This window comes from Streptomyces sp. V4I8 (assembly GCF_041261225.1).
GTDB lineage: Bacteria > Actinomycetota > Actinomycetes > Streptomycetales > Streptomycetaceae > Streptomyces.
The window spans coordinates 1,668,434-1,685,873 of the sequence record NZ_JBGCCN010000001.1 but is presented as its reverse complement, the minus strand read 5'-3'; the positions used below and the strand labels follow the sequence as shown (position 1 = coordinate 1,685,873).

16 protein-coding genes are annotated in these 17,440 nt (G+C 70.4%); 8 read left to right on the top strand and 8 right to left on the bottom strand.

Annotated elements, in window-relative coordinates:
- The first annotated feature begins 2 nt into the window (after positions 1 to 2).
- A complete protein-coding gene (locus ABIE67_RS07565; protein ID WP_370255407.1) occupies positions 3 to 416 on the top strand; it encodes a DUF742 domain-containing protein in 414 nt (137 codons plus the stop codon).
- Between the two features lie 119 nt (positions 417 to 535).
- Entirely contained in the window at positions 536 to 1,141 is a 606-nt protein-coding gene (locus ABIE67_RS07560; protein ID WP_370255403.1) for an ATP/GTP-binding protein, read from the top strand.
- 52 nt (positions 1,142 to 1,193) lie between these two features.
- Here ABIE67_RS07560 and ABIE67_RS07555 read toward each other — a convergent pair whose 3' ends face one another.
- On the bottom strand, positions 1,194 to 1,622 hold the full coding sequence (locus ABIE67_RS07555; RefSeq protein WP_370255398.1) for a PPOX class F420-dependent oxidoreductase: 429 nt from the start codon (positions 1,620 to 1,622) through the stop codon (positions 1,194 to 1,196).
- Positions 1,623 to 1,718: 96 nt separating this feature from the next.
- Between ABIE67_RS07555 and ABIE67_RS07550 the strand changes: the two genes are divergently transcribed.
- Positions 1,719 to 2,132: a roadblock/LC7 domain-containing protein gene (locus tag ABIE67_RS07550; protein WP_370255394.1), complete on the top strand. Its 414-nt coding sequence runs from the start codon at positions 1,719 to 1,721 to the stop codon at positions 2,130 to 2,132.
- A gap of 127 nt (positions 2,133 to 2,259) precedes the next feature.
- On the top strand, positions 2,260 to 3,240 hold the full coding sequence (locus ABIE67_RS07545) for a DUF6397 family protein (RefSeq protein ID WP_370255390.1): 981 nt from the start codon (positions 2,260 to 2,262) through the stop codon (positions 3,238 to 3,240).
- Here the strand turns inward: ABIE67_RS07545 and ABIE67_RS07540 are convergent.
- Both ABIE67_RS07540 and ABIE67_RS07535 read right to left on the bottom strand, forming a co-directional pair.
- Positions 3,227 to 4,096, bottom strand: a complete 870-nt coding sequence (locus tag ABIE67_RS07540; protein ID WP_048580426.1) for an acyl-CoA thioesterase II — start codon at positions 4,094 to 4,096, stop codon at positions 3,227 to 3,229. The genes ABIE67_RS07545 and ABIE67_RS07540 overlap by 14 nt on opposite strands.
- A 28-nt stretch (positions 4,097 to 4,124) precedes the next feature.
- Positions 4,125 to 6,638: a DUF3516 domain-containing protein gene (locus tag ABIE67_RS07535; protein WP_370255382.1), complete on the bottom strand. Its 2,514-nt coding sequence runs from the start codon at positions 6,636 to 6,638 to the stop codon at positions 4,125 to 4,127.
- 145 nt (positions 6,639 to 6,783) lie between these two features.
- On the opposite strand from ABIE67_RS07535, the gene ABIE67_RS07530 reads away from it, so the two are divergent.
- Positions 6,784 to 7,578, top strand: a complete 795-nt coding sequence (locus tag ABIE67_RS07530) for a metal-dependent hydrolase (protein ID WP_370255377.1) — start codon at positions 6,784 to 6,786, stop codon at positions 7,576 to 7,578.
- Between the two features lie 122 nt (positions 7,579 to 7,700).
- Here ABIE67_RS07530 and ABIE67_RS07525 read toward each other — a convergent pair whose 3' ends face one another.
- The 4 genes from ABIE67_RS07525 to ABIE67_RS07510 form a co-directional block, all read right to left on the bottom strand.
- Positions 7,701 to 7,961: a type B 50S ribosomal protein L31 gene (locus ABIE67_RS07525; RefSeq protein WP_370255371.1), complete on the bottom strand. Its 261-nt coding sequence runs from the start codon at positions 7,959 to 7,961 to the stop codon at positions 7,701 to 7,703.
- A gap of 183 nt (positions 7,962 to 8,144) precedes the next feature.
- Complete coding sequence (locus ABIE67_RS07520) at positions 8,145 to 8,615, bottom strand: DUF5709 domain-containing protein (RefSeq protein WP_370255367.1); 471 nt, start codon at positions 8,613 to 8,615, stop codon at positions 8,145 to 8,147.
- Between the two features lie 240 nt (positions 8,616 to 8,855).
- Positions 8,856 to 10,643 carry an ABC transporter ATP-binding protein gene (locus ABIE67_RS07515; protein WP_370255362.1) on the bottom strand — a complete coding sequence of 596 codons (1,788 nt, stop codon included), beginning with the start codon at positions 10,641 to 10,643 and terminating at the stop codon, positions 8,856 to 8,858.
- Positions 10,640 to 12,484, bottom strand: a complete 1,845-nt coding sequence (locus ABIE67_RS07510; RefSeq protein ID WP_370255357.1) for an ABC transporter ATP-binding protein — start codon at positions 12,482 to 12,484, stop codon at positions 10,640 to 10,642. The genes ABIE67_RS07515 and ABIE67_RS07510 overlap by 4 nt, the downstream gene beginning before the upstream one ends.
- 315 nt (positions 12,485 to 12,799) lie before the next feature.
- Between ABIE67_RS07510 and ABIE67_RS07505 the strand changes: the two genes are divergently transcribed.
- The 3 genes from ABIE67_RS07505 to ABIE67_RS07495 all read left to right on the top strand — a co-directional run bounded on the left by ABIE67_RS07505 (position 12,800) and on the right by ABIE67_RS07495 (position 16,869).
- A complete protein-coding gene (locus ABIE67_RS07505; RefSeq protein ID WP_370255353.1) occupies positions 12,800 to 13,498 on the top strand; it encodes a hypothetical protein in 699 nt (232 codons plus the stop codon).
- Positions 13,499 to 13,549: 51 nt separating this feature from the next.
- Positions 13,550 to 15,268, top strand: a complete 1,719-nt coding sequence (locus tag ABIE67_RS07500; RefSeq protein WP_370255348.1) for a peptide-N4-asparagine amidase — start codon at positions 13,550 to 13,552, stop codon at positions 15,266 to 15,268.
- A gap of 167 nt (positions 15,269 to 15,435) precedes the next feature.
- Positions 15,436 to 16,869 (top strand): cation:dicarboxylate symporter family transporter, encoded by a 1,434-nt coding sequence (locus tag ABIE67_RS07495; protein WP_370255343.1) that lies wholly within the window; start codon positions 15,436 to 15,438, stop codon positions 16,867 to 16,869.
- 113 nt (positions 16,870 to 16,982) lie between these two features.
- Here the strand turns inward: ABIE67_RS07495 and ABIE67_RS07490 are convergent, their stop codons facing one another.
- Positions 16,983 to 17,432, bottom strand: coding sequence for a MarR family winged helix-turn-helix transcriptional regulator (locus ABIE67_RS07490; RefSeq protein ID WP_370255338.1), 450 nt, complete (start codon positions 17,430 to 17,432; stop codon positions 16,983 to 16,985).
- Between the last annotated feature and the right edge of the window lie 8 nt (positions 17,433 to 17,440).

Below are 17,440 nucleotides of genomic sequence, written 5' to 3'. Positions count from 1 at the left end.
ACATGACCGAGGACACGACGGCCGACCCGCGCGAGCAGGGCAGCCAGTGGTACGACAACGAGGCCGGGCCCCTCGTCCGCCCGTACGCCATGACGGGCGGGCGCACCAAACCCGGCCCCACCGGGGTGCGGTTCGATCTGATCGCCCTGGTCACTCTGGACGCAGCCGCGCCCGGTGCCGACGACGACACCGCGCTCGGGCCGGAACACCGGGTCCTTGTCGAGCTCTGCAGACCGGAGACGCAGTCGGTCGCGGAACTCGCGGCGGGCGCCGATCTGCCCGTGGGGGTCGTCAGGGTGCTCCTCGGCGACCTCCTGGAAATGGGCTGCGTCACCGTCAGCCGTCCGGTACCGCCCGCGCAGCTTCCTGACGAACGGATTCTGCGCGAGGTGATCGAAGGATTGCGGGCCCTGTAGACGACCTTTCAGAACCAGCCAAAAGCGGTCCAACCCCACGAAAGGCAGCCGCAGTTGTCATGATGCTGACTTCACACCGTGACGTCGACCGATGCCGGTACTCCCGAGAGAAGTGATCGATGGTCTCCGAGCACCCCGACGCCTCCGACGGCGAGACCGCCGCGCTGGCGTTGAAGATCCTTGTCGCCGGTGGATTCGGCGTGGGCAAGACCACCCTGGTGGGCGCGGTCAGTGAGATCAGGCCGTTGCGCACCGAGGAACTGCTCAGTGAAGCCGGGCAGTTGGTGGACGACACCGACGGCGTGGACCAGAAGGTCACCACTACGGTCGCCATGGACTTCGGGCGCATCACCATCCGCTCCGGCCTGTCCCTCTATCTCTTCGGCACTCCCGGTCAGGACCGCTTCTGGTTCCTGTGGGACGAACTGTCCCAGGGAGCCCTGGGCGCCGTGGTCCTCGCGGACACCCGGCGCCTGGAGGACTGCTTCCCGGCGGTGGACTACTTCGAGCACCGGCACATCCCGTTCGTCGTGGCCGTCAACTGCTTCGCGGGCGCCCGGGCGTACGGCGCCCAGGACGTCTCGCGCGCCCTCGACCTGGACCAGGGAACTCCCGTGGTGCTCTGTGACGCCCGGGACCGCGACTCGGGGAAGGAGGTGCTGATCCGGCTCGTCGAGTACGCCGGGCGCATGCACACCGCCCGGCTCCTCGACTCCGTGGGCTGACCGGTCGTCGTCCGCCGTCAGCCCCTGAGGCCGACCGGCGTTCGGCCGGCTGTCAGTCGGCGACGCCCTTCTCCGCCAGCACCTTGTCGATCGAGACGCGGACGAGGAGTTCACCCGGCACACCGTTGCGGGCCCCGAACTCCTCCGCGCGCTCTTCGCCCATGTAGCGCGCCCCGATGCGACCGGCCCAGTGCCTCAGTTCATCGAGATCCTCCGAAATCCGGGCACGGCCCTGCACCACCACGAAGTCGTACGGCGGCCGGTCGACGTCCACGCACAACGCCACCCGGCCGTCACGGGCCAGATTGCGGCCCTTCACACTCGACTTGCCGGTGGTGAACACCAGGTCGTCCCCGTCGAGCACGAACCAGATCGGCGTCACATGGGGACTTCCGTCGGCTCGCACGGTCGAGAGCTTCGCGGTGTGTGTGCCCTGCGAGACGAACGCCCGCCATTCCTCATCGGTCATCTTCTGCGCCATGCCTCCATCCTCCTTGCCCGCGGGCCGGATCGTCGGGAAGGGTGGCGAAGAGATCCTCCGGCGCAGGGGGAGACATCTACACGGGGAGACCGGATCATGGCGCAGAACCAGGGACTCGGCTGGCTCCTGGACGACCTGACGGAGCGCGTCGATCATGTGCGGCACGCGTTGGTGCTGTCCAACGACGGTCTGGTGACGGGAGCGAGCACGGGACTGCGACGCGAGGACGCCGAGCATCTCGCCGCGGTCTCGTCCGGACTGCACAGCCTGGCCAAGGGATCGGGACGGCACTTCGGCGCGGGCAGAGTGCGGCAGACGATGGTCGAGTTCGACGACGCCGTGCTGTTCGTCACCGCGGCGGGCACCGGCAGCTGCCTGTGCGTGCTCAGCGGTGCGGAAGCCGACATCGGCCAGATTGCCTACGAGATGACCCTGCTCGTCAACCGGGTCGGCGAACACCTCGACGTGGACGCCCGACAGCCCGAACGAACACCGATCACAGACCTCTGACCTGCTGGTTCGTCATCCCTCGCGGAGTTATCCACAGGCCCGCCACGAGATCCGGCGAAGGGGCTACGGTTTCTGTCACGGCGAGCGCACAGAGCGTGAGCCACTGACTCCACGGGGGAGACCGACCATGTCAGGCGACACCATCACGAAACCGTACGGCCCTCTTTCCTTCACGCCGAGTCGCGCGGCCCGGGAACTGGGACTGAAGCGAGGCGAGTTGGACCTCGCCGTTCACCTCGGACTCATCCGGACGGTGCCTGACGAAGGAGGTGGGGGCAGGCGCGTCCCACGGTCCGAGATCGATCGGCTGAGTTCGGGGGACGGGGTTCCCGAGGCGTTGCTGGACCGCGTGCAGGTGGTGGGTACGACGGAGGGCGCGGACGTCATGAACGTGCCTGCCGGCAGGTTCACGCGCCTCGCCCGCCTGGGCCTGGTGGTGCCGGTGAAGTGGTACCTGAACCGCTACCGAGCCGTGGTCTGGCTGTATCTCGCCGAGGAGCTGAAGCAGTTCGCCGCCGACGAGAAGAACGCCCCTGTGCTGAACGCCCGTCGTATGCCCGAGGGACCGCGCGGTCTGCTGGACGCGGGCGTGGACCTGCGGCCGCGCAACTGGCGTGGACGCCATCGCGGATTCCTGCTGCGACTGGCCGAAGACCCATGGGAGAGCGCCGGAGCCCTGGCCGCCTTCCTCGACCCCGTTCAGGTCGCGGAGATCGTCCCCGACCCCTATGAGCGTTCCCATCTCAACCGCTTCCGGCCAGGGCCGCCTGCATCGGGCGCACCCGGTTCACCCGGCGCCCTCATCGCCGAGAGGATCATGACGGCGGACGACCTGGACGAGATCAGCCTGCTGCGGGCCGACCTGGCGGCGGTCCTGGAGGAGGCACGCGACACGCGGCCCGCGCCGCGGCCCACGGCGAAACGGACGCCGGCTCCCGCGCATCCAAGGCACGTCGGTACGCACCGGCTTGCGGAGCCGGGGCAGCGTGAGAACTGGGGTCAGCCTGAGGGACAGCCCGAGGAGCCGGGGCGGTCTGAAGCGCCGCAACCGCCACGTGGCCTGCTGAGCCGGCTCCGTCGCAAAGCTCGCCGGGCTACAACGACCTGAACAATCCCTCCTGGACGACGGACACCAGCAGCCGTCCCTCCAGGTCGTAGATCCGCCCACGGGCGAGGCCCCGCCCGCCGGTCGCGATCGGTGACTCCTGGTCGTACAGGAACCACTCGTCCGCGCGGAAGGGCCGGTGGAACCACATCGCGTGGTCCAGCGAGGCGATGTCGAAGCTCCGCGGGCCCCACAGGGGCTCGACCGGGATGCGCACGGCGTCCAGGAGGGTCATGTCACTGGCGTAGGTCAGCGCGCAGGTGTGCACGACCGGGTCGTCGCCGAGCGGTCCGACCGCGCGCATCCACACCGCGCTGCGCGGCTCCGCGTCCTTGACCTCCTCGGCGGACCAGCGCAGCCGGTCCACATAGCGGATGTCGAACGGCTGACGGCGCGCCATCCGCTCCAACTGCTCGGGCAGCGCCCCCAGATGCTCCCGGATCTCGTCGGTGACCGTCGGCAGCGACTCCGGGTCCGGGACCTTACGGGCCGGCGGCAGCTGGTGCTCGAAGCTCCCCTGTTCAGGCTTGTGAAAGGAGGCGGTCAGATTGAAGATCGTGCGGCCCTGCTGCACCGCGGTGACCCGGCGGGTAGTGAACGACCTGCCGTCCCGCACCCGTTCGACCTGGTACACGATCGGCACGCCCGGCCGCCCCGGGCGCAGGAAGTACGCGTGCAACGAGTGCACGGGGCGGTCGCCGTCCGTGGTGCGCGCGGCGGCGACCAGCGCCTGGCCCGCCACCTGGCCGCCGAAGACCCGTTGCAGGGACTCCTGTGGGCTGCGGCCACGGAAGATGTTGACCTCGATCTGCTCCAGGTCGAGCAGGTCGACGAGCCTCTCGGCCGGGTTCGTCGTCATGGGTGGGATTCTCCTGTGCTCACAGCGCTCACAGCTGGCCTACGTCGGTTACGCGGACCACCGCGCGGCCCTCCGCGTCGGAGGCGGTGAGGTCGACCTCCGCGCTGATGCCCCAGTCGTGGTCGCCGTTCGGGTCGTCGAAGATCTGGCGGACCCGCCACAGACGGTTCGCCGGTTCCTCCTCGATCACCAGCAGCTTCGGGCCTCGGGCGTCCGGGCCGGTGCCGAGGTCCTCGTACTCGTCCCAGTACTTGTCCATCGCCTCGCCCCAGGCATCGGCGTCCCAGCCGCCCTCGGAGTCCATCTCGCCCAGCTCCTCGACCTGGTCCAGTGCGGCGAGCTCGACGCGGCGGAACATGGCGTTGCGGACGAGGACGCGGAAGGCACGCGCGTTGGTGGTGACCGGCTTGACCTCGTCGGCCTTCTCCTGGGCCTCCTCGGCGGTCATCTCCTCCGGGTTGGCGAGCTGTTCCCACTCGTCGAGCAGGCTGGAGTCGACCTGGCGCACCATCTCGCCCAGCCACTCGATCAGGTCCTGCAGATCCTCGGACTTGAGGTCGTCCGGGATGTTGTGGTCGAGGGTCTTGTAGGCGCTGGCGAGGTAGCGCAGCACGATGCCCTCGGTGCGGGCCAGCTCGTAGAAGGACACCAACTCCGTGAAGGTCAGCGCCCGTTCGTACATGTCCCGGATGACGGACTTCGGCGACAGAGGGTGGTCGCCGACCCACGGGTGGCTCTTGCGGTACGTGTCGTACGCGTGGAAGAGGAGCTCCTCCAGGGGCTTCGGGTAGGTGATGTCCTGGAGGCGCTCCATGCGCTCCTCGTACTCGACGCCGTCCGCCTTCATCGCGGCGACGGCCTCGCCCTTGGCCTTGTTCAGCTGGGCGACGAGGATCTGCCGCGGGTCGTCCAGGGTGGACTCGATGACGGACACCATGTCCAGGGCGTAGGACGGCGACTCCGGGTCCAGCAGCTCGAACGCGGCCAGCGCGAAGGTCGACAGCGGCTGGTTGAGCGCGAAGTCCTGCTGGAGATCGACGGTGAGGCGGACGATGCGGCCCGTGGCGTCCGGCTCGTCGAGCTTCTCGACGATGCCGCCGTCCAGCAGCGAGCGGTAGATGGCGATCGCGCGCCGGATGTGCCGCAGTTGCTGCTTGCGCGGCTCGTGGTTGTCCTCCAGCAGGTGCCGCATCGCCTCGAAGGCGTTGCCGGGCCGGGCGATCACCGACAGGAGCATGGTGTGTGTCACCCGGAAGCGGGAGGTCAGCGGCTCCGGCTCGGAGGCGATGAGCTTCTCGAAGGTGTTGTCCGTCCAGGCGACGAAGCCCTCGGGCGCCTTCTTGCGGACGACCTTACGGCGCTTCTTCGGGTCGTCGCCGGCCTTGGCCAGCGCCTTCTCGTTCTCGATGACGTGCTCGGGTGCCTGGGCCACGACGAAGCCCGCCGTGTCGAAGCCGGCCCGCCCGGCGCGGCCCGCGATCTGGTGGAACTCGCGGGCGCGCAGCGTGCGCACCCGGCTGCCGTCGTACTTGGTCAGCGCCGTGAACAGCACGGTGCGGATGGGGACGTTGACGCCCACGCCCAGCGTGTCCGTACCGCAGATGACCTTCAGCAGGCCGGCCTGCGCGAGCTTCTCCACCAGGCGCCGGTACTTCGGCAGCATGCCGGCGTGGTGGACGCCGATGCCGTGCCGCACGTAACGGGAGAGGTTGCGGCCGAACTTGGTGGTGAAGCGGAAGTTGCCGATCAGCTCGGCGATCTGGTCCTTCTCCTCGCGCGAGCACATGTTGATGCTCATCAGCGCCTGCGCCCGCTCCACGGCCTGAGCCTGGGTGAAGTGCACGATGTAGACCGGCGCCTGCCTGGTCTCCAGCAGCTCGGTCAGGGTCTCGGTGAGCGGGGTGAGTTTGTACTCGTAGGACAGCGGCACGGGGCGGGTGGCCGAGCGGACCACCGATGTCGGGCGCCCGGTGCGCCGGGTGAGGTCCTGCTCGAACATCGAGACGTCGCCGAGCGTGGCCGACATCAGGATGAACTGCGCCTGCGGCAGCTCCAGGATCGGGATCTGCCAGGCCCAGCCGCGGTCCCCCTCCGCGTAGAAGTGGAACTCGTCCATGACGACCTGGCCGACGTCCGCGCCCTTGCCGTCGCGCAGCGCGATCGACGCGAGCACCTCGGCGGTGCAGCAGATGACGGGAGCGTCGGCGTTGACGGACGCGTCACCGGTCAGCATGCCGACGTTCTCGGTGCCGAAGATCTTGCACAGCTCGAAGAACTTCTCCGAGACCAGCGCCTTGATCGGAGCGGTGTAGAACGTGACCTCGTCCCGGGCCAGCGCGGCGAAGTGCGCGCCGGCGGCGATCATGCTCTTGCCGGAGCCGGTGGGCGTCGACACGATCACGTTCGCGCCGGAGACCACCTCGATCAGCGCCTCCTCCTGGTGGGGGTAGAGCGTGAGGCCGCGCTCCTCGGCCCACGACTCGAAGGCTTCGTAGAGGGCGTCTGGGTCGGCGGTCGGCGGCAGCTGATCGATGAGGGTCACCCACCCATCTTGCCTGTCCATCTCCCTCACAGGGGAATCGGATGCAAGCACGAAGATCGCGAACGCTACGCTGTGTCGCCGACGACACGTCAGCGAACCCGGTCAACTGGACAGCGGCACACGAGGAATGGGGCGGGCAACACCGATGATGGGACCAGCACACTCACTGTCGGGCGCTGCCGCCTGGCTCGGCGTAGGAGCGGCGGCCGCCGCTGCCGGGCACGGGATGCCCTGGCCGGTCCTCCTCGTCGGCGCGCTGATCTGCGCCGGAGCCGCCCTGGCGCCGGACCTCGATCACAAGGCGGCCACCATCTCGCGGGCCTTCGGACCGCTGTCGCGCTGGCTGTGCGAGATCGTCGACAAGCTGTCGTACGCCGTCTACAAGGCGACGAAGAAGCAGGGCGACCCGCGGCGCTCGGGTGGGCACCGCACCCTCACGCACACCTGGCTGTGGGCCGTCATGATCGGCGGAGGCGCCTCGGTCCTGGCGATCACCGGTGGCCGGTGGGCGGTGCTGGCGATCCTGTTCGCGCACATGGTGCTCGCCATCGAAGGTCTGCTGTGGCGGGCGGCCCGGGGCTCCAGCAGCGATGTCCTGGTGTGGCTGCTGGCGGCGACGAGCGCGTGGATCCTCGCGGGCGTGCTGGACAAGCCGGGCAACGGCTCGGACTGGCTGTTCACGGCGCCGGGCCAGGAGTATCTGTGGCTGGGCCTGCCGATCGTGCTGGGCGCCCTGGTGCACGACATCGGGGATGCGCTGACGGTGTCCGGCTGCCCGATCCTGTGGCCCATCCCGGTGGGCCGCAAGCGCTGGTACCCACTGGGACCACCCAAGGCCATGCGTTTCCGGGCGGGCAGCTGGGTCGAGCTCAAGGTGCTGATGCCGGTGTTCATGGTGCTCGGCGGAGTGGGCTGCGCCGCGGCGCTCAACGTGATCTGAGCGAGTGGGGGCCTCCACGGCGCCAAGCCGGTGATCCGCGTGCTGGTGATCCGCACGCCGGTGATCCGCCGGTGGCACCGAGCGGCCGGACGACGCCAGGGGGCGCCGGTCCGCTCCCCGGATCAGCCGCCCTGTGCCGCCCCGCCGCCGTAGCGCCGCTCGAAGGCCGCGACGCGCCCTTCGGAGTCCACCGTCCGTGCCTTGCCGGTGTAGAAGGGATGGCTCTCCGAGGAGATCTCGACGTCCACGACCGGGTAGGTCTCGCCGTCGTCCCACTCGATGGTCTGGTCGCTGGTCGCGGTGGACCGGGTCAGGAAGGCGTAGCCTGCGGCGCGGTCGCGGAAGACGACGGCGTGGTAGTCGGGGTGCTTGTCCTGCTGCATGCGAGCTCCTCGTGTGCGGAGGCCTTGATGGCGACCGTCGGCGAGAGCCGACGGCGTGGGGTCGAAGGCGTGGGGACTGGCGCGGGGACTGCGGCACAGGGGCTGCGGGGATCAGCCGTACCCGGACCGCGAGGGGCAGCCGTACGGGGACCGCGAGGGGCAGCCGTACCGGGACCGCGAGGGTCAGCCGTACAGGGCGTCCTCGTCGACGATGTGCATGGCGGCCTCCTCGGCGGACGCCGCCGCACCGTCGATGCCCACGTCCGTCGCGACCAGGGCGCTCTCCTCGTCCTCGTGGGCCCCTTCGTCGGGTGCCACGAGGCGGCCGGAGCGCAGGGCGCCGACTTCGTTGTCGAGGAGTTCCCCGTCGGTGCCCTCGGCGTCGCCGAGACCGTCGCCGTCGGGGGCGGCAAGGTCGGGCTGCTCCTCGGCGAGGCGCTGGTCGAGCGTCTCACCCTGATGGCGCTCGGCGGCCGTGACGCCGGTGTGCTCCACCGCCAACGGTCTGTCCGGAGGGGACCAGCCCCGGTCCAGGGGGTCGTCGACGCCGTCGCTCTCCAGGGTGTCCTCCGCGTCGAGCAGCCCTGTGTCCTCACGTTGATCGGATGCGTCGGGCTGGTAGACGTCGTCACCCCATCCGTCGGCGCTGTTCACGGGTACCTCCAGGTGGTGGGGACAGGCCCGAACTCACCGCGGTCGGCGCCGGGCCGCCGCGGCCCGGGGCACAGGCCGCACCCGGCGCGAACCGCGCGGTTCCCGGGTGCTCCCCGAACCGGTGCCGCTATCCAGCCTTCCACCCCTTTTCGCCCCGGCGCAACGGCACGGGTGCGCTCCGGTGCGATGGCCCGGGGTGACGGCGCTGAGCGCGCAACCCCGGGCCGGACCCGTCCCGCCTCACCCGTGCCACGACCGCCACAGCCCCGCGTAGGCCCCGTCCGCCCTGACCAGCTCGTCGTGGCTGCCCAGCTCGCTGATCCGGCCGTTCTCGACGACGGCGATGACGTCCGCGTCGTGGGCGGTGTGGAGGCGGTGGGCGATCGCGACCACGGTGCGGCCGTCCAGGACGCGGGCCAGGGATCGTTCCAGGTGGCGGGCCGCGCGGGGGTCGAGGAGCGAGGTCGCCTCGTCCAGGACCAGCGTGTGCGGGTCGGCCAGGACCAGGCGGGCCAGCGCGATCTGCTGCGCCTGGGCCGGGGTGAGGGCGAACCCGCCCGAGCCGACCTCGGTGTCCAGGTCGTCGTCGAGCGCGCGGGCCCACGCGTCCGCGTCGACCGCGCACAGCGCCGCCCACAGCTCGGCGTCGGTCGCCTCGGTGCGGGCCAGCAGCAGGTTGTCGCGCAGGGAGCCCACGAAGACGTGGTGCTCCTGGTTGACCAGGGCCACATGCGAGCGGACCCGTTCGGCGGTCATCCGGGACAGTTCGGCACCGCCGAGGGTGATCCGGCCGTCCCGGGGCGCGTAGATGCCGGCCAGCAGCCTGCCCAGAGTCGACTTGCCGGCGCCAGAGGGGCCGACCAGCGCCAGCCGGGTGCCGGGCGCGACCTCCAGGGAGACCTTGCGCAGCACGTCGACGCCCTCCAGGTAGCCGAAGTGCACCCGGTCGGCGTGCACGTCGCGCCCCTCGGGCGCCAGCTCGGCGTCCCCGGCGTCAGGCTCGATGTCCCGGACCCCGACCAGCCGGGCCAGCGACACCTGGGCCACCTGCAGCTCGTCGTACCACCGCAGGATGAGCCCGACGGGATCCACGAGCATCTGCGCGATCAGGGCACCCGTCGTCAGCTGACCGACCCCGATCCAGCCCTGCAGGACGAACACCCCGCCGATCATCAGGACGGAGGCGAGAACGGTCACATGGGTGACGTTGATGACCGGGAAGAGGACCGACCGCAGCCACAGCGTGTAGCGCTCCCATGCCGTCCACTGCTTGATTCGCAGCTCCGACAGTTCGACCCGGCGCCCGCCGAGGCGGTGGGCCTCGACGGTGCGCCCGGCGTCCACGGTCTCGGCGAGGGCGGCGGCCACGGCGGCGTATCCCGCGGCCTCCGAGCGGTAGGCGGCCGGGGCGCGCTTGAAGTACCAGCGGCAGCCGATCACCAGCAGTGGCACGGCGAGCAGCACGGCGGCCGCGAGCGGCGGTGCGGTGACGACGAGGCCGCCCAGCAGCAGGGCCGCCCACACCACGCCGATCGCCAGCTGGGGCACGGCCTCGCGCATCGCGTTGCCCAGCCGGTCGATGTCCGTCGTGATCCGGGACAGCAGGTCGCCCGTGCCGGCCCGCTCCAGGACGCCGGGCGGCAGCCCGACCGACCGGATGAGGAAGTCCTCACGCAGGTCGGCCAGCATCCGCTCGCCCAGCATCGCGCCCCGCAGCCGCACCTGCCGTACGAAGACGGCCTGGACGACCAGAGCGGCCACGAACAGCCCGATGGTGAGTTCCAGATGGAGCTCCCGCTCGCCGACCCTGTCCGACACGCGCTCCACCAGTCCGCCCAGCAGCCAGGGCCCCGCCATCGACGCCACCACGGCGAGCGTGTTGACGGCGATGAGCAGCAGGAAGGCACGGCGGTGCCGACGGAACAACTCGACCACGTAGGCGCGTACGGTCTCGGGGGCGCCGACGGGCAGGGTGTTCGCCGTCGTCGGGGCCGCCGGGTCGTATGCCGGTGGCGCGACGCCGATCATGCTGACTCCTCGATCTCTTGCAGTTCCTTCAGTCCACGGTCGAGGGCGGCACCGGCTCCTTCGGCCGCCGCATCGCGGTCGGGCAGTGCGGCGTTCAGGGTGGCCTCCTCCTCGGTCTCGCGGGTCACCACGGCCCGGTACCGCGGTTCGCCGTGCACCAGCTCGCGGTGCGCGCCGACCGCCGCGACCGTGCCCTCATGGACGAGCACGACCCGGTCGGCGCGGTCCAGGAGCAGCGGCGACGAGGTGAACACCACGGTCGTGCGCCCCTCCCGCAGATTCCGTACGCCCTCGGCGATCCGGGCCTCCGTGTGGGAGTCGACGGCGGAGGTCGGCTCGTCCAGGACGAGCACCTCCGGGTCCGTCATCAGCGACCGGGCGAGGGCGAGGCGCTGGCGCTGGCCGCCGGACAGGGAGCGGCCGCGTTCGGTGATCCGGGCGTCCATCGGGTCCTCGGCGTCGAGCGACCCCTGGACCAGGGCCGCCAGGACGTCCTCGCACTGCGCGGCCGCCAGGGCCTGCTCGGCGCCCACATCGCCCGACCTGGGCACGTCGAGCAGTTCGCGCAGGGTGCCGGAGAGCAGTACCGGGTCCTTGTCCTGCACGAGGACGGCCGTGCGGGCGCAGTCGAGCGGCAACTCGTCGAGAGGGACGCCGCCCAGGAGCACCGAGGCGCCCTCCTCCGAGGGGTGCCCGCCCAGCCGTTCGGCCAGCCGCCCCGCGGCGTCCGGGTCGCCGCACACCACGGCGGTGAGCCGGCCGGCGGAGGCGAGCAGTCCGGTGGCGGGGTCGTACAGATCCCCGGCGGGCACCTCGGACCCGTCGCGCGACCCGTCGGTGTCGGTGACCCGTTCCAGCGACAGCACGCGCGCGGCTCGCCGTGCCGAGGGCCGGGAGAAGGAGTAGGCCATCGCGATCTCTTCGAAGTGCCTGAGCGGATAGGTGAGGATCATGATCGAGCTGTAGACGGTGACCAGTTCGCCGACGGTGACCCGGCCCTGGCCGGCCAGGTGGACGCCGTACCAGACCACCGCGATCAGCAGCAGCCCCGGCAGCAGCACCTGGATCGCCGAGATCAGCGACCACATCCGGGCGCTGCGCACGGCCGCGTGGCGTACCTCCTGGGAGGCGCGGCGGTAGCGGTCGAGGAAGAGCTCCTCGCCGCCGATGCCACGCAGGACGCGCAGGCCGGCGACGGTGTCGGAGGCCAGCTCGGTGGCGCGGCCCGCCTTCTCGCGCTGGAAGTCGGCCCGCCGGGTCGCCCGGGGCAGCAGTGGGAGCACGGCGACCGCCAGGACGGGCAGCCCCACGGCGACGATCACACCGAGCGCCGGCTGGTAGACGACCAGGCCGACGCAGACCACCACCAGGGTGACGGCCGCCGCCGTGAAGCGTGACCAGGCCTCGACGAACCAGCCGATCTTCTCGACGTCACCCGTGGAGACGGCCACGACCTCACCGGCCGCGACGCGCCGGGTCAGTGCCGACCCCAACTGCGCGGTCTTGCGGGCCAGCACCTGCTGGACGCGCGCGGCGGCCGTGATCCAGTTGGTGACGGCGGTGCGGTGCAGGAAGGTGTCGCCGAGCGCGTTCCCGGCACAGCACAGAACCAGGAGCCCGCCCGCGACGGCGAGTTGCGCGCCGGACCGGTCGACGACGGCCTGCACGGCGACGCCGACACAGAACGGCAGCGCGGAGACGGACAGGAAGTGCAGCAGCCCCCAGGCCAGCGACTTGAGCTGTCCGCCCACCTGGTTCCTGAAGAGCCACCACAGGAATCGGGGACCCGAGCGTGCGTCCGGCACACCTGGATCGGGATACGGAAGGTCTTGAATCTGCATGACGTCCCAGTGGCTCGTGTCAGTGGGGGGATCAGGGAGGGGGATGGGATGTGGGTCGGGTGCCGATGCGCGGAAACCGGGCAGCGCACGGCGGCAGCAAACCGTGACAGGTTCGCGTCGCAGCGTGGCCGGACGCAAACGGTTTTCCGCGCCGCCACACAGATCCGGCTGCCGCCGCACGCCGGGTGCCACCATGGACCGATGCGGAACGGCGAAGTACGGGGAGGACGGCGTGGACCGGTCGCGGGACCGGCCCTCGGATCCCTCCCCACAGCCCTGAGGACCCTGACGGCTCTGACCACCTTGACGGCCTTGATGACCCTGACGGCCTTGATGACCCTGACCGCGTGCGGCGGCGGCACGGAGCACGGCGGCGGGGCGGACGTCGGCAAGGGCGCACGCGCGCGCCCGTCCACCACCGCGGATCCGACGCGCATCCCGGGCGTCGGCGACCGATGGCAGCGACGCGTCCCCGCCGACTCCCGTCAGGTCGTGGCGGTCTACGGGGACGGCAAGGACTCCGCGAAATCCACGGTCGTGCTCTACGCCAAGCAGGGCTCCACCTGGGACCGCGTCCGCAGCTGGCCCGCGCACAACGGCAAGAAGGGCTGGACGACCGATCACCACGAGGGCGACAACCGCAGCCCCGTAGGCGTGTTCACGCTCAGCGACGCGGGCGGCGTACTGAAGAACCCCGGGGCGAAGCTGCCGTACACACGGTCGGCCGCCTTCGCGGCGCCGCGCTGGTGGGCGAAGTCGTACTGGCACGACTTCGACTACGTCATCGCCATCGACTACAACCGCGTCAAAGGCACCCCGCCCAACGACCCCACCCGTCCCGAGGGCCAGGGCAAGGGAGGTGGCATCTGGCTGCACATGGACCACGGCAGTGGCACATCGGCCTGTGTGAGCCTGTCCGAATCGGGGATGGAGTACCTGCTGCGCACGCTCGATCCGGATCGGCATCCCGTGGTGGTGATGGGGGACAGGGCCGACCTGAAACGCTCGCGCTGACGGGGGAGGCCTCATTGCGGCGGAGGGGCGACTCCCCGTAGAACACCGGCCATGAAGAGACGGATCGTCATGTCCATGCTCGCAGGAGCGACCCTTCTGGCGAGCTCGCTGCTCGGGGCGACCCCCGCCCAGTCGGCCGATGTGCCCGCCGAGTTCGGCACCGACTGGCACGACCCCATCACCGCCGCCCCACCGGTCACCAAGCCCTCCGGGAAGTCCTGCCAAGTCACGCTCGCCGAGGCGCAGTTCCGCGACTTCACGCCGTACAAGGGCACCTACACACCGCCCGACGGCTGCGGCGACCGCTGGAGCAAGGTCGTGCTGCGGATGGACGGCAAGGTCAAGGGGCGTCAGTACGACCGGCTCGGCTATCTGCACGTCGGCGGGGTCGAGATCTTCCGTACGTCGACGCCGGAGCCGTCCCCCGACGGGATCGAGTGGTCCGTCGAGAAGGACGTCACGCGGTACAGCGACGCCTTCCACCGCGGCCAGGACGTCGAGATGCTCATCGGGAACGTCGTCGACGACACCTACACCGGCATCATCGACGTCAAGGTCACGCTGACGTTCTACCCAGGCCGCCCCACCTCGACCTCCAGCCGCCCCACCTCGACCTCCGGCCTCCCCGCCTCGACTTCCAGCCACCCCGCCTCGACTTCCGGCCGCCCAGCCCCGACCCCCGACCGCGTCCTCACCCTCCAGGACGGCACGCTCACCACCCCGCGCAACAGCGAACGCATCGTCGCCGAGGTGTACGCCACCGGATCCGGCGGGGGCTGCGAGGAGTTCTGGTACCTGTCGGCGCCCGACCCGGCGCCCTACTCCTGCAAGGCCGGCGGTGGTCCCTACCGTGAGGTGCAGATCGAGGTCGACGGCCGACTCGCCGGAATCGCCGCGCCGTTCCCGCACGTGTGGACGGGCGGCTGGTCCAACCCCTTCCTCTGGTACGTCACTCCGGGGCCGCGCGCCTTCGACGTCAAGCCGATCGAATACGACCTGACGCCGTTCGCCGGCCTCCTCAATGACGGCCGCCCGCACCGCGTACAGGTCTCCGTCGTAGGCGTTCCGGCGGGGCAGAGCGGCTGGAGCGCGCCCGTGAACGTCCTCGTCTGGCAGGACGCGCAGAGCGAGCACGTCACGGGGAAGCTCACGAGGCACCACGTCGGTGACCTCGCCAACTCCTCCACGTACACGCCCGGTTCGGAGCACCGTGTGGACACCGAGGGTGGTCACCGGCTGACCGTGGCCGGATACGTCGACACTTCGCACGGCCGGGTGACGACCACCGTCAGCCGGTCGCTCACGAACACGTCCGGGCACCGCTGGACCGACGGAGAGAACCTGGACGCCCTCGATGCCACCTGGACGGACGACCAGTCGGTCACCGTCGACGGACGCGGACCGGCCCGCACGACCCGCACCCAGCGGACGTACACGATGGACGGCTCCATCACGATCGGCGCGGGCGACCGGTTGCGCACCGTACTGACCCTCGGTGACCGTGCCGTGGTCGGGACGGCGCAGGGCGGACGACGGATCGCGTGGTCGTGGCTCGACGACACCGTCGAGGGCGACGCCTCATGGACGTTGAACGTGCCCCGCGACCAGCGGCACGCGACCGGTACGACGAGCGAGCGCTACCGGCTGTACGACTCGGACAGTCCGCATGGCTCGGACGACTCGAACAGCTCGAACGGCCCGCATGGCTGCTACGACCGTTCCCTGACCAGCGTCCAGGGGATGCTCACCGAGGATCGCAGCGGCTGCTGAAGCCAGTTGTGTGCGATGCGTCACTCGGTAAGCGATTTACACGGATGCAACACGGGGGTCTTGTGCGGGATCAACATCACCCGCAAAGTGATCGGCACGGAATCCGCTTTCCGTATGGCAGAAGTCCCGTCCCGGCTTCTGTGTGCCGCCGTCCCCAAGGAGTTCCCGTGCCGCCGTCCGAACCGTCCCTGCCGCGACGCGTCGCACGCACACTGCGTACCTCTCTCTTCGCGCAGGTCGCCTGCGCGCTCGTGCTCGGCATCGTCGTCGGGAAGCTGTGGCCCGGGTTCGCCGCGGATCTGCAGCCGCTCGGCGACGGTTTCATCCGGCTCATCAAGACGATCATCTCGCCGCTCGTGTTCTGTGTGGTCGTCGTCGGTATCGCCAAGGCCGGTGACCTGAAGGCGTTCGGCCGGATCGGGCTGAAGGCCCTGATCTGGTTCGAGGTCGCGAGCACGCTCGCGCTGGTCATCGGATTGCTCGCCGCCAATCTGGTCCAGCCCGGGTCGGGGATGCACGTCGACCCGTCCACGCTCGACGCCTCGGCGGTCGACGCGAAGACCGGCGGTGGGCACCTGCCGTCGACGACCCAGTTCGTCCTTGAGGCGATTCCGACCTCCTTCATCGGGGCCTTCGCCGAGAACTCCCTGCTGCAGGTGCTCATCCTGGCCTGTCTGGTGGGTGCCGCGCTGTTGCACCTCGGCCACACCAAGGTGCCGAAGGTGCTGCCGGCCATCGAGCAGGCCCAGGAGGTCATCTTCGCGATCGTCGGCTTCGTGATGCGGCTGGCCCCGATCGCCGTGTTCGGCGCGATGGCCGTCCTGATCGGCAACTACGGCCTCGGCGTCATCGAGACGTACGGCAAGCTGATCGTGCTGTGCTACGTGGCCGCGGCGCTGTTCATCGCGCTTCTGGCCGTCGCCCTGAAGGTGGTTACCGGGCTCAGCCTCTGGAAGTTCCTGCGGTACATCCGTGAGGAGATGTTGCTCGCGCTCGGCACCGCCTCCACCGAGTCCGTCCTGCCGCGTGTCATGCAGAAGTTGCGCAAGGCGGGCGCCCGCGACGACGCCGTGGGTCTGGTGCTGCCGACGGGCTACTCCTTCAACCTCGACGGCGCCTCGCTGTACCTGTCCATCGGGACGCTGTTCATCGCCCAGGCCGTGGGAGTGGACCTCAGCCTCAGCCAGCAGATCACCGTCATCCTGGTGCTGATGCTGACCAGCAAGGGCATGGCGGGCATCCCCGGCTCGGCGTTCCTCGCCCTGTCCGCCACCGCTTCCTCGCTGGGCGCGATCCCGGCCGGAGCCGTCGCGCTGCTGCTCGGAGTGGACCGCATCATGGACTCGATGCGCGTCGTCACCAACCTGCTCGGCAACTGCGTCGCGGTCTTCGCGGTCTCCCGCTGGGAGGGCGCCCTGGACAGGGAGCGGGCGAAGAAGGTCCTGGACGGCGAGATCCAGGTCGACCTGGACGACGACGAGCCGGAGGCGGGGCTCGAGCAGGAGAAGGCGGAGCTCAAGAAGCCCGAGGCCCCGCAGGAGGGGGACCCTGTCGTCGTACGGGTCCAGACAGGCAAGGAGACGGCTTCCGAGACCGGTTGACGTTCATTCAGTTCAGCTTCGCGGGCCGCGGCCACCGTTCCAGCAGTACGGAACGGTGGCCGCGGCCCGTTGTGTTCAGCGCCCCCGCGTCGCGGTTCCAGCGCCGGTCGTGTTCAGCGCCCCCGCGTCGCGGTTCCGTCGATCAGCGCGTCCAGCAACTCGCCCAGCACCGACCGCTGTTCGTCCGTCAGCGGCGCCAGGATCTCCTCCGCCGCCGACCGGCGCGCGCCGTGCAGCTCCCGCAGGGCACCGCGTCCGTCGTCGGTGAGCTCGATCCGGATCACCCGTCGATTCGTCGGATCCGGCACCCGCCGTACCTTCCCGCTCGCCTCCAGCCCGTCGACCAGCGTCGTCACGGCGCGCGGGACGACCTCCAGGCGCTCGGCGAGGTCGGCCATCCGGGGCGGCGAGCCGTAGTGGGCGAGCGTGCGCAGCAGACGGGACTGGGCCGGGGTGACGCCCAGGCCGCACTCCTGCAGGTGCCGTTTCTGGATCCGGTGCACCCGACGGGTGAAGCGCAGTAGCTGCTCGGCGAGCGGGCCGTCGGGATCGGGCATGGTCATGCGGGAAC